Below are 12,607 nucleotides of genomic sequence, written 5' to 3'. Positions count from 1 at the left end.
TACCAAGCGCCATTGGCAGTGCTTTTTTTGCGTGTCTATTATCTTAAAAGCAAGACTGGAGAATTCATATGAAAAGAAAACATATCATGATCTATGCGGCCAGTTTGCTGGTGTCCGTTCTGGCACACGCTTTTTTTGTGAAAGAATGGGCGGAAGGCAGGTATATGACAGGTCCGGGTGACGGGCTTGCGCAAATGATCGTATTTAAAAAATTATTATTTGACCAATATACACACGGGAATTTTTTCTACAATTATTCATTCGGACTTGGCGGCGGCACATTCAGTCAGCTCGGCTATTATTTTTCTGCGTCTTTTCTTTTTCTTGCTGTGTCCGCCGCTGTTTGGCTGTTTCAAGCCGTCCAGCTGATCGGAGAAGCGGATACGCTTTTTTGGGCTGAGTCAGCTGTTTTTATCAGTATTTTCAAATTGAGCTTGATCATCTTTATGTCCGCTTCTGTTTTTCATTATCTTCTTAAGCACAGGGCGGCATCGTTCACGGGAGCCGTGTTATACGGCGTCTCAATTATTTATTTCCGTCACGAAGCGTATTGGGAATTTTTCACCGATACAATGGTTTGGCTTCCGCTGCTTGTGCTTGGCGCAGAAAAAATTATTAGAGAGCGGCGTCCGGCGTGGTTTATCGTTGCGTGTTCGCTGACGTTAATCAACAATTTTTACTTTGCATACATAAACCTTATATTCATCGGAATCTATGTGCTGTTCAGATGGCTGATTAGTTTGGAACCACATGAAGAGAAAAGATGGATTCAAATCAGATTATTTCTCGTTTCAGGCTTCATTTCTTTTGGCATCAGTGCGGCGGCGTTTGTGCCGGTAGTATACGGTTTTTTAAACAACCTGCGCCCTCCATACAGCCAGAAAATAGAGTGGCTCAATTTCGATGATAATATCTTATTTTCGAGCCGGATCATCATTGTGCCGGCCGCTTTTCTGCTGTTTTTGTTTATGATTTCTTTTTACAAAAACCGTGTGTTTCGTCTCTTTGCCGGGTTGAGCCTGCTGTTTATTCTGTTTCATTTCAGTCCGTATGCGGCAAGCGTCTTTAACGGTTTTTCCGCCCCGCAAAACCGGTTTGAATATATTCTGGCCTTTACCATTGCGGGAGCAGCTGCGGCTGGTTTGTCACAGCTGTCTGAATTGAAACGGAAAGAACTGCTCCCGGCCGCAGCTGTCGTCCTGCTTCTTTACTTGTATCATATTCAAAGGTATAAGCTCGATATATGGAAGCCTGCGAATGAAAGTATTCTATTGCTCTTACTCATGACAATCGCAGCCTTGTTTGCTGCAGCTTTTGCGAAAAAACGGGCAAAAATGGCTGTGTACGGTATAATCATTCTTTCTTCGCTGTTTGTCGCCAACTCCTATCAAAAATACGCGCTCTCAGAAGGCGGCGATTTGGATAGTGTGACAAAAGAATATCTTACAAGTGAGGAATACAGAGGGCGGGAATCATCTGAGCTCATCAGACGTTTACAGAAGGAAAACGATGATCCGCTCATGAGAATCGACTGGATGAACGGGGTCCGCAATAATACGCCAATCATTTACGGGTTTAATGGCTTCAGCGCCTATTCCAGCATTTTAAACAAAGATCTGCTGGCCTTCTATTGGAATGATTTAAGCATCGATATGGGCAGGGAAAGCGTCAGCCGTTACGCGTCATTGGGAGACAGGGCGAATTTATACAGCCTGCTTTACGGCAAATATTATATGACCGAAAAAACTAACGAAGCCAGCGTTCCGTACGGCTTCAAAAAGCATTTAGAAACAGAGCATTATGCAGTTTATGAGAATCAGTACATGCTTCCATTCGTCAAAACAGCGGATGCCATATACAGCGAAAGTGAGCTGGACCGATTGCCCGCTCTTGCGAAAGAACAGGCGATGTTGAAAGGAATCATATTAAAAGATCCATCAGGAAAAACGGAGCAGACACCAAAACCGTCCAATTTGATCACCAAGTCGGACATTACCGCCAAACAAGCCCAGTATCAAAACGGGCTGCTAACCGTAACTGGAGAAAACGGAGGAGAGCTGATCATCACCCCGAAACAGCCATCATCCGCTCCGGGAGACTACTATGTCAGCTTTTATTTGAAAAGCAAAGCAAAAGACAGAGGATTTGCGTTAAAGGTAAATGATTATGTCACAACAAGGAAATCGAACAAATCGATATATAAAACCGGAGTAAATAATATAACGGTAAGAGTGCCTAAATCAGGCCATATCTCAATCAATCTTCCGAAAGGAACCTATGAGCTGAGAAACATAGCGCTCTATGAAGAAAATTACCAAACGCTGAAAAACGCTGTAATGCAAAATAAAACAGAGAAAGCAGACAAACTGAATTGGAACAAAAATCGACTGATCTTTGCCTATCATCTGTCAAAAGACCAGTACATCATGCTTCCGATCCCATATGAAAAAGGCTGGGAGCTGAAGATCAACGGAAAAACACAGAAGATCGAAAAAGCGGATTATGCTTTTATAGGCTTCAAGGCGCAAAAGGGAGACAATCACATTGAGCTGACTTACTATCCGCCATACTTCAAAATATCGGCGATCATATCTCTCGTCAGTCTGCTGTTTGCTGTTTTCTATATAAGACGTAAAAAGCCCGGCTCTATATAGAGCCGAGCTTTAATTTTTTCTGAAGTTTTTCTTCGCTGAATATCCATCCCGTATAGGACGAACGAATCGTGAGATCATGGCCGATGTGAACAATTGCGACAAACGGATAATGGCCTTTGCTCCGATAACGCAGGTCGATAAATCTCACCTCATAATGATCTTTAAACGTATCCACTTCCCACCGGTAAACCGGAGAAAAGGACAGAAACGCCGCGATGTTATCATCCTGCTTTGCCGCATGCATTACATCGGTTTCAGGAACAGGCACCCGATTAAATGTATCCAGAATCACTACATGTCCTTCCATGCTTCTTCCTACATAGAAAGCATGTGCTGTCGTCACTGCGATTCGCCATTGCCTGAATTTCATCGTTGGAGAAATAATAATGCTTTCGATCTCATCATGAATCATCTCATGAAGCTTCCGTTTAATTCTAAGCTGCATGATCAGGCGCACCAAATAATAGCCTGCCAATATGATATATAAGCTGAGAAACGTGATGCCGGGACTCCCGCCTGCATACCAAATCGCGATAGCTGCCAGATGGCTGATAAAAATAAACGGATCAAACGTATTAATCAGCCCGAGCGCAACCCATTTTTTCGAAAACGGACGAATGGCTTGTGTTCCATAGGCGTTGAATATATCAACAAAGACATGCAGAACGACTGCCAGCAGTGTCCACAGCCACAGGTGCAGAAAATCGGCCTGAGGATAAAATAAATACAGAATCGCCGGGATGATGACAGACCAAAACAAAACGGCGGGAATTGAATGGGTAAATCCTCTGTGATTCCTTATATAAACAGCATTGTTTTTAAGCTTTAACACAGTATCAATATCCGGAGCCTGAGAGCCCGCAAGCGTTGCGATCATAACAGCGTGAGCCATTGCCGGATCTGATCCGACAACAGGATCAAGCGTCGCAATACCGCCCAGTGCGATGCCCATAACGACATGTGTGCCCGTATCCATAGGTGACCTCCTTGCAGGATGATCCTGCACATTCACTTTGTAAGAAATTCCCCTTTTTCATATACCCAATTTTTAAACTGATTCAATCGTTCTCATATGTTTCCGCTTTTTCTTTATTACTATTTAATGTAACATATTATCGTACTGTGCCCTTAGTGTACAACAAAAAACAGTCTAAAGAAAAGCGGGGCGCGAAAGACTGGGGAGAAACACATATGAACGTACTTGAAGACAAATTAAAACAAAAAGACATACAGCAATTTCGCGATGATTTAATCTCATGGTTTGAACGAGAGCAGCGCGTTCTGCCGTGGAGAGAGGACCAAGATCCATATAAGGTGTGGGTATCTGAAGTGATGCTGCAGCAAACGAGAGTAGAGACAGTGATTCCTTACTTTCTCCGGTTTGTGGAACAATTCCCGACAGTGGAAGCGCTCGCTGATGCTGATGAAGAAAAGGTGCTCAAAGCATGGGAAGGGCTCGGCTATTATTCGCGAGTTAGAAACCTGCAAAGCGCGGTAAAAGAAGTGAAACAGGAATACGGCGGCATTGTCCCTCCAGACGAGAAAGATTTTGGCGGGTTAAAAGGCGTCGGCCCTTATACAAAGGGAGCGGTGCTCAGCATTGCCTACAATAAACCCATTCCCGCAGTTGACGGAAATGTGATGCGTGTCATGTCCAGAATTCTTTCTATTTGGGATGATATTGCCAAACCAAAAACAAGAACGATCTTTGAAGACGCCATACGAGCTTTTATTTCCAAAGAAAAACCATCTGAATTTAATCAGGGCTTGATGGAGCTTGGAGCCTTGATCTGTACGCCAAAATCACCCTCATGCCTGCTATGCCCGGTTCAGCAGCATTGCTCAGCATTTGAAGAAGGCACTGAACGGGAGCTTCCGGTAAAAAGCAAAAAGAAAAAACCCGGGATCAAAACCATGGCCGCGATCGTACTGACTGATGAAGACGGACAAGTGTATATCCACAAACGGCCGTCTAAAGGTTTGCTCGCCAACCTGTGGGAATTCCCTAATCTTGAAACACAAAAAGGGATCAAAACTGAGCGTGAACAGCTCATTGCTTTCTTAGAAAACGAATATGGCATACAAGCTGATATCAGTGATCTGCAAGGTGTAGTCGAGCATGTTTTCACCCACCTGGTATGGAATATTTCAGTGTTTTTCGGTAAAGTAAAACAAGTGTCGGATACCAGCGAGCTGAAAAAAGTAACGAAAGAAGAGCTCGAACAATTTGCGTTCCCGGTGTCACATCAAAAAATCTGGAAGATGGCAGTAGAAGCAGCCGCCATCTCGGCTGCTCCGTAAACCATTCTTAATCGTAAGAGACGCGCGTGCCGTGGCTGTAGTCCGCTTCATTGCGCTTCATTCCGCCGCGCGCTTCAATTTCTTGCGTTAATTCCCGGTATTTTGATTGGCCTTCTTCGTTCAAATAAGGCATAATTTGCTGAAAGGCATGATGAAAATAAGCGAGTTCACTGTTCTTCCAATCTTTTTTGGAAACCATGTTCAATTCGCTCATATCACGTCCGACATACATAACAGAAGACCCCCTTTAAAGTTCTTGCCATTATTGTTTGTGGAAATAAAAGAACTATACGCTACAAGGAGATGAGGAAAAATGGAACAAAATAAATGTGCACTCGTAACAGGAAGCAGCCGCGGTGTCGGAAAAGCGGCCGCGATCAGACTTGCTGAGAACGGCTATAACATCGTCATTAACTATGCACGCAGCAAAAAAGCAGCATTAGAAACAGCGGAAGAAATCGAAAAGCTTGGCGTTAAAGTTCTTGTCGTAAAAGCAAACGTAGGACAGCCTGCAAAAATCAAAGAAATGTTTCAGCAAATTGATGAAACGTTCGGCAGACTTGATGTTTTTGTCAATAATGCCGCATCAGGAGTACTAAGACCTGTCATGGAATTAGAAGAAACACACTGGGACTGGACGATGAACATTAATGCGAAAGCATTGCTTTTCTGCGCTCAGGAAGCTGCCAAGCTAATGGAGAAGAACGGTGGCGGACATATTGTCAGCATCAGTTCATTAGGCTCTATCCGCTATCTTGAAAACTACACCACGGTCGGTGTATCAAAAGCAGCGTTAGAGGCTTTAACCCGTTATCTTGCCGTTGAGCTTTCACCAAAACAAATTATCGTCAATGCTGTTTCAGGCGGAGCGATCGACACAGATGCGCTGAAGCACTTCCCGAATAGAGAAGATCTGCTTGAGGATGCGCGCCAAAATACGCCGGCGGGACGCATGGTCCAAATTAAAGACATGGTTGATACTGTGGAGTTTCTAGTGTCTTCCAAGGCTGACATGATCCGCGGACAGACAATTATCGTTGACGGCGGACGCTCACTGCTCGTTTAAAAATTTTTAAAAAAGAGGAATAGCTATACGATCACCTGCACATTCTAATGACCGTGGAGGTGATAACAATGGCTAACTCAAATAACTTCAGCAAAACAAACGCTCAACAAGTTAGAAAACAAAACCAACAATCAGCTGCTGGTCAAGGTCAATTTGGCACTGAATTTGCTAGCGAAACAAACGCTCAGCAAGTCAGAAAACAAAACCAGCAATCAGCTGGCCAACAAGGTCAATTCGGCACTGAATTCGCTAGTGAAACTGACGTACAGCAGGTAAGACAGCAAAACCAATCTGCTGAACAAAACAAACAACAAAACAGCTAATCACTGAAACAGAAAAAAGCACTTCATCTTCGGGTGGAAGTGCTTTTTTCTGTTTGAAAAACGACAAAACTTGTGGAAGGTCTACAGAATGAGTCAAAGGGTTTGCTTTATGGAGATCGAAATGATTAAAGGAGGAAATGTTTATACTTTCATCAGGCTGAAGGAGGAACCGATGACGGAATTTGAAAAGCTGGTAAGTGAACAGATGAAAACGATGGATAAGCTTCTCGATCTCCAATCAGAGCTCGACCGCTGCAAACAAATTGAGGCGGAACTCCGGCATTTGGAAAGGGATGCAAAGCTGCGTGGGATTCAGGCTGAAATTGCGGTAAAACGGAAACACCTTGCCGATATACAGGATATGTTTCAAAAGCAGACAGAGCAGGTCATTCGTTCATATCGCAGCTCAGAAAAGCCGTCTTCCTTTGTGTAGTGCAGGAATGTGCCATTCCCCGGCCGGAATGGCTCTTTTATTTTCATTTTTCAATTTGTAACGTTATAATAGGTAAAAGACGTTGTCGGTAAGCAAATTTGGACATACTAACTGTAGGGCTTTATAGAAAGTAGGGGAGAAATATGGGCTATCCCAAGGAAGGAGAAACCATTCAAATTCACAGCTATAAGCACAACGGGCTGATTCATAGAATTTGGAATGAGACAACAATCTTAAAAAGTACAGAAATGTGTGTCATCGGAGCCAATGACCGGACGATGGTAACCGAATCAGACGGCCGGACATGGATAACCAGAGAGCCCGCAATCTGTTATTTTCACGCAAGACAATGGTTTAATGTCATCGGGATGCTGAGGGAAGACGGGGTTCATTATTATTGCAACATCAGTTCTCCGTTTGCCTATGATGGCGAAGCAATTAAATATATTGATTATGACTTAGATGTTAAGGTTTTTCCTGACATGACCTACAATATTCTCGATGAAGACGAATATGATGATCATCGGAAAGCCATGAATTATCCAAAAGAAATCGACAGTATTTTAAGAGACTACTTAAATACGCTGCTCCATTGGATTCACCAGCGTCAGGGACCGTTTGCGCCCGAGTTTGTCGATATGTGGTATGAACGGTATCTGCGCTATACAAAATAATGGTTACGTAAAAACCTGTTGCGGGGTACAACAGGTTTTTCACATGGGCTCACACACATCATGATAAAGAGAGAGGGGGAATCAACGTGGGGGTTATGAAACGCTACATGCAATTCGTCAAACCTTATAAGAAGCAAATTTTCGTTACAGTGTTAATCGGGATCGTAAAATTCTCCATTCCGCTTGCTCTCCCATTGCTTCTGAAGTACGTAGTTGACGACATTATTCAAGGAGGCGGCACGGCTAGTGACAAAACAACGTCATTGTTCACGATTATGGCGATCATGTTCGCCTTATTTTTAATTTTGCGCCCGCCTGTTGAATATTACCGGCAATATTTTGCCCAGTGGACTGCCAGCAAGGTGCTTTATGACATAAGAGCTAAGCTGTTTGACCATATACAAAAACTGAGCCTGCGTTTTTACGCGAATACAAGAACAGGGGAAGTCATTTCCCGAGTGATTAATGATGTAGAACAAACAAAGGATTTCGTCATCACAGGGCTGATGAATATATGGCTCGATATGCTGACGATATTGATCGTGATCTCTATCATGCTCACACTGGACGTTAAATTAACGCTGATCTCTATCGTATTATTCCCATTATACGGAATATCAGTGAAGTATTTTTACGGCCGTTTACGAAAGCTGACAAGGGAGCGCTCACAGGCTCTTGCTCAAGTGCAGGGGCATTTGCACGAACGCATTCAAGGCATGCCTGTCATCAGAAGCTTTGCGATAGAAGATCATGAACAGGCTCAATTTAATGAGAAAAACGGTCATTTCTTAGATAAAGCCATCCGCCACACGAATTGGAACGCCAAAACCTTTGCGGTCGTTAATACCATTACAGATTTGGCGCCGCTCATCGTCATAGCGTGCGCCGGGTATTTTGTCATTAATGGACCGCTGACAGTCGGAACAATGGTCGCGTTTGTCGGATATATTGACAGAATGTACAACCCTGTTAGAAGGCTGATCAATTCCTCTACAACTTTGACACAGTCAATCGCATCAATGGACAGGGTATTTGAATTTATTGACGAGCCCTATGAACTCACTGACAAACCAAATGCGATAAAGGCCGATCAGATTCGCGGAGGAGTGGAGTTTCAAAACGTTTCGTTTCAATATGAGAAGGACAAAGAAAATATTCTTCATGATGTATCCTTAAAAGTAAATAGAGGAGAAACTGTAGCTCTCGTCGGCATGAGCGGAGGAGGAAAATCAACGCTCGTCAGCCTGATCCCAAGATTTTATGATGTAACAAGCGGCAGACTGCTGATTGATGGGACGGATATTCGCGATTATGAAGCAAGAAGCCTTCGCAACCAGGTTGGTATGGTGCTTCAGGATACCTTTTTATTTAGTGAAACGATTCGGGAAAATATCGCGATCGGCAAGCCTGATGCCACACTTGAAGAGATAATCGAAGCCGCCAAAGCTGCAAATGCCCATGAATTTATCATGAGCTTTCCAGAAGGATATGAGACCCGGGTGGGGGAACGAGGCGTTAAGCTTTCAGGCGGACAAAAGCAGCGGATCTCAATTGCGCGGGTATTCCTGAAAAATCCGCCGCTCCTCATTTTAGATGAAGCTACATCAGCTCTGGATTTGGAAAGTGAGCATTACATTCAAGAAGCGATGGACAAACTGGCGAAGGATAGAACAACTTTTGTTGTCGCCCACCGTTTATCGACAATCACCCATGCGGATAAGATTGTTGTCATGGAAAACGGGACAATCATTGAAATCGGAACCCATGATGAACTCATGGACTATGAGAGCCAATACAAGCACTTATTTACCATTCAAAATTTGAACTAAAACATCAATCTTATATCCTTTTAACGAAGGATATAAGATTTTTTTGTATATAAAAAAACCCGGCTGTTTAACCGGGTTACTCTTCTGTTTCTATTTCGCAGTCTTTCGGATGATACGTTTGAAAACTTGTGATAAGTGTTTCTAAATGTTCAAGCTGCTCGCGATATTCCACGGCGCTTGCCATAATATTGAGCATGTTGTAATCAATAAGCTCCTCATCCGTATTCTGCTGATTTTTTAAAAATGACTTTGTTAAAAGCTGCTTATACCGGATGCCTTCTTCAACCGCGTCATCATGCGGCTTAATTTTTCCGACAAACCTCATCAAAATCCGTTCGTGCCAGTAAAGCAGGTAATCAAGTTCTTCAGTCAATGTTTCCTGAAACTCTTCCGGCATATGATAGATCTCGTTTTCCAGACGATGCAGCTTCTTCAATGTATCAAGCGCCCGATTTGCAGTAATAATGGCCTGTCTGAACAGGACAAGCTTTCTTGATTTCACATAAGTCGTTTTCTTAAAGTAACTTCTTTCTTCTTTATATAGAAGATATGTCTGATCAAGCTTGATCATTTTTTCTTTCAGTTTTTCAATATCCTCTTTCAAAATCGAATGCTCTGTCGACTGCCGCATGGACAATCTGATCCACTTCATAATTTCTTCGGTGTTTTCGACGGTATTATGAATCAGTTTTGTTTCGTACTTAGGAGGCAAAAACACAAGGTTGACGATAAAGGAAGAAAGCACCCCTAAGATGACTGTGCTTGTTCTGATCAGCGCGAACATTAAAAAGTCGTCACCGGCAGATTCTAATATCGCAATGACTGTTACAAGAGCAATTGAAATTGTATGTTCAATTTTAAGTTTCAGCATGATTGTAATGACAATAACTGCTGTTAACCCGATCATAATCGGGCTGGGTCCGAAAATAAGGCCGAACACTGTGGCAATCACAGCTCCGATGATATTTGCTTGAACCTGGTCAATAATAATGAGAAAAGAGCGGTAAATCGACGGCTGGATCGCAAATATCGCTGCAATTCCAGCGAAAATCGGCGCGGGAAGCCCGATCCACGAAGCCAAATAAAGAGCAAGTGTAATCGCAATCCCGGTTTTGAAAATGCGGGCACCAAGTTTCATTGGTTTGTGCGTGCATTCCTTTCTATAGTAAATTGTGTGACATAGCAAATGGGCTAATCCTTAAAATTCCCGGTTAGTTTATTTGCTAAACAATTAAGTAATATACAGGGATCGATACAAATATTCAAGCTATTTTTCTAGAAAAAGACCAAAATCTTACACGTTGTTTGATTCCATAAAAAAACAGGAGCCCAAAGCTCCTGTTCAAAGTATCTGATTCTAGTTTTTAAGATGTTTAAAAGCATCCTCGACCGCTGCAAGCGTGTCTTTAATATCCTGCTCTGTATGTGCTGTGGTAATAAACCAAGCTTCATACTTAGAAGGTGCTAAATTAATTCCGCGTTCCAGCATCAGCTTGAAAAACGTAGCGAATGTTTCTCCGTCACTCCGTTCAGCCTGCTCGTAATTTTCCACTTTCTCATCAGAGAAGTATACCGTGAGCGCACCTTTTAACCGGTTGACCGTAATGGTGATGCCGTGTGTTTCTGCGTGCTTCAAAATGCCTTCCTCAAGCATAGCGCCAAGGTGATCAAGCTTTTCATACACGCCTTTTTCTTTGAGCACTTCCAGACAAGCGATGCCTGATAGGATGGAAGCGGGGTTTCCTGCCATTGTTCCTGCCTGATAAGCAGGCCCTAGCGGAGCTACCTGCTCCATGATTTCTTGTTTGCCGCCATAGGCGCCAATCGGAAGTCCGCCGCCGATAATTTTCCCGAGTGCTGTTAAATCTGGTTTCACCTGTAAGAGATCCTGCGCGCCGCCATACATAAAGCGGAAAGCCGTAATGACTTCATCGTAAATAACGAGAGCGCCTGCATTATGTGTCAATTCATTTACTTTTTCTAAGAAGCCCTCTTTCGGCTCGACGATACCGAAGTTGCCGACAATCGGTTCAACGAGAACTGCCGCGATTTCACTGCCCCATTTATCAAGAGCCGCTTTATAGCTATCGATATCATTAAATGGTACTGTGATCACTTCGTTTGCAATGCTTTTCGGTACACCGGCTGAGTCTGGTGTGCCAAGAGTAGACGGGCCGGAGCCTGCGGCGACAAGCACAAGGTCAGAATGCCCGTGATAGCAGCCCGCAAATTTAATGATTTTTGTCCGGCCTGTATATGCGCGAGCCACGCGGATGGTCGTCATAACGGCTTCTGTACCCGAATTGACGAATCTTACTTTGTCCATAGCGGGAATGGCTTCTTTGAGCATCTTTGCAAATGTAACCTCGTGTTTCGTTGGTGTTCCATACAATACACCGTTCTCTGCCGCTTTTTTAATCGCTTCTGTAATATGCGGGTGGGCATGTCCTGTAATAATCGGACCGTACGCCGCTAAATAATCGATGTATTTGTTGCCGTCCACATCCCAAAAATAAGCGCCGCTTGCTTTCTCCATTGCAACAGGAGAACCGCCGCCGACTGCTTTATATGATCTAGACGGGCTGTTTACACCGCCGACAATGTGCTGTAATGCCTCATTGTGAAGTTCAATTGATTTTGTATGCAAGAATAAAAACCTCCTATATCTCCATGCGTCCTTTCTATTGTAGCATGCTTCCGAACAAGAACAATGGCTTCGGGCTTCAGATTCAGCTGAGATGGTTGTAATCTGGACAAGAATTGGATACGCTTAATAAAAAAACATCCGGAGGTAACGTAATGACTATAGAAATCGGACAAAAAGCGCCTGATCTTGAGTTAAAAGGCGATCATGGGGAAACAGTAAAATTATCGGATTATAAAGGAAAGTACATCGTGCTTTATTTTTATCCAAAGGACATGACACCGGGATGTACAACTGAAGCATGCGATTTTCGGGACAGTCACGAGAGCTTCGCCGAACTGGATGCCGTCATTATTGGCGTCAGCCCGGACAGCCAGGAAAAACACGGAAAATTTAAAGAGAAGCATAACCTGCCATTTCTGCTTCTTGTAGATGACGAGCATGAGCTGGCGGAAGCGTTTGATGTGTGGAAGCTGAAGAAAAACTTCGGAAAAGAGTATATGGGAATCGAGCGTTCCACTTTTTTAATTGATAAAGAAGGCCGGCTCATTAAAGAATGGAGAAAAGTAAAAGTAAAGGACCATGTAGCCGAAGCGCTTCAAACCCTCAAAGATATGTCGGAAAAGTAAATCTCTATGAGCCTATGCTTACTTTTACCCTGATATCAATTGACAAATTATCGT

The 12,607-nt window shown here is 43.4% G+C and carries 12 protein-coding genes; 8 read left to right on the top strand and 4 right to left on the bottom strand.

All coding sequences use genetic code 11. The features are described 5' to 3' along the window. Positions 1 to 68 precede the first annotated feature (68 nt). On the top strand, positions 69 to 2,654 hold the full coding sequence (locus NYE22_RS17640; RefSeq protein WP_169038026.1) for a YfhO family protein: 2,586 nt from the start codon (positions 69 to 71) through the stop codon (positions 2,652 to 2,654). On the opposite strand, the gene NYE22_RS17635 is transcribed toward NYE22_RS17640, so the two are convergent. After that, complete coding sequence (locus tag NYE22_RS17635; protein ID WP_014476212.1) at positions 2,647 to 3,630, bottom strand: metal-dependent hydrolase; 984 nt, start codon at positions 3,628 to 3,630, stop codon at positions 2,647 to 2,649. The two genes, NYE22_RS17640 and NYE22_RS17635, sit on opposite strands and share 8 nt — an antisense overlap. A 215-nt stretch (positions 3,631 to 3,845) precedes the next feature. Here NYE22_RS17635 and mutY point away from each other — a divergent pair, with 215 nt between their 5' ends. Continuing rightward, positions 3,846 to 4,955 (top strand): A/G-specific adenine glycosylase, encoded by a 1,110-nt coding sequence (mutY, locus tag NYE22_RS17630; protein ID WP_015252513.1) that lies wholly within the window; start codon positions 3,846 to 3,848, stop codon positions 4,953 to 4,955. Positions 4,956 to 4,962: 7 nt separating this feature from the next. On the opposite strand, the gene NYE22_RS17625 is transcribed toward mutY, so the two are convergent. Then, positions 4,963 to 5,187: a hypothetical protein gene (locus NYE22_RS17625; RefSeq protein WP_003233542.1), complete on the bottom strand. Its 225-nt coding sequence runs from the start codon at positions 5,185 to 5,187 to the stop codon at positions 4,963 to 4,965. A gap of 81 nt (positions 5,188 to 5,268) precedes the next feature. Here NYE22_RS17625 and fabL point away from each other — a divergent pair, with 81 nt between their 5' ends. The 5 genes from fabL (at position 5,269) to NYE22_RS17600 (ending at position 9,280) form a co-directional block, all read left to right on the top strand. Next, a complete protein-coding gene (gene fabL / locus NYE22_RS17620) occupies positions 5,269 to 6,021 on the top strand; it encodes an enoyl-[acyl-carrier-protein] reductase FabL (protein WP_077671679.1) in 753 nt (250 codons plus the stop codon). Positions 6,022 to 6,089: 68 nt separating this feature from the next. Beyond that, positions 6,090 to 6,344 carry a gamma type acid-soluble spore protein SspE gene (sspE, locus tag NYE22_RS17615; RefSeq protein ID WP_014476214.1) on the top strand — a complete coding sequence of 85 codons (255 nt, stop codon included), beginning with the start codon at positions 6,090 to 6,092 and terminating at the stop codon, positions 6,342 to 6,344. A 172-nt stretch (positions 6,345 to 6,516) separates the two neighbouring features. Then, entirely contained in the window at positions 6,517 to 6,777 is a 261-nt protein-coding gene (locus NYE22_RS17610; protein ID WP_031315502.1) for a YgaB family protein, read from the top strand. Positions 6,778 to 6,920: 143 nt separating this feature from the next. Further along, positions 6,921 to 7,451 (top strand): DUF402 domain-containing protein, encoded by a 531-nt coding sequence (locus tag NYE22_RS17605; RefSeq protein ID WP_003223272.1) that lies wholly within the window; start codon positions 6,921 to 6,923, stop codon positions 7,449 to 7,451. 86 nt (positions 7,452 to 7,537) lie between these two features. Continuing rightward, complete coding sequence (locus tag NYE22_RS17600) at positions 7,538 to 9,280, top strand: ABC transporter ATP-binding protein (RefSeq protein ID WP_009966836.1); 1,743 nt, start codon at positions 7,538 to 7,540, stop codon at positions 9,278 to 9,280. A gap of 76 nt (positions 9,281 to 9,356) precedes the next feature. Here NYE22_RS17600 and NYE22_RS17595 read toward each other — a convergent pair whose 3' ends face one another. Next, positions 9,357 to 10,418: an aromatic acid exporter family protein gene (locus NYE22_RS17595; protein ID WP_003233537.1), complete on the bottom strand. Its 1,062-nt coding sequence runs from the start codon at positions 10,416 to 10,418 to the stop codon at positions 9,357 to 9,359. 219 nt (positions 10,419 to 10,637) lie between these two features. Then, on the bottom strand, positions 10,638 to 11,927 hold the full coding sequence (locus NYE22_RS17590) for a glutamate-1-semialdehyde 2,1-aminomutase (RefSeq protein WP_015715541.1): 1,290 nt from the start codon (positions 11,925 to 11,927) through the stop codon (positions 10,638 to 10,640). A gap of 152 nt (positions 11,928 to 12,079) precedes the next feature. Here NYE22_RS17590 and bcp point away from each other — a divergent pair, with 152 nt between their 5' ends. Continuing rightward, on the top strand, positions 12,080 to 12,553 hold the full coding sequence (bcp, locus tag NYE22_RS17585; RefSeq protein ID WP_024572676.1) for a thioredoxin-dependent thiol peroxidase: 474 nt from the start codon (positions 12,080 to 12,082) through the stop codon (positions 12,551 to 12,553). The last annotated feature ends 54 nt before the right edge of the window (positions 12,554 to 12,607 follow it).

This window comes from Bacillus sp. FSL K6-1560 (assembly GCF_038592935.1).
Lineage (GTDB): Bacteria > Bacillota > Bacilli > Bacillales > Bacillaceae > Bacillus > Bacillus subtilis.
The sequence above is the reverse complement of the archived record's forward strand: the minus strand, read 5'-3'. Positions and strand labels throughout refer to the sequence as shown.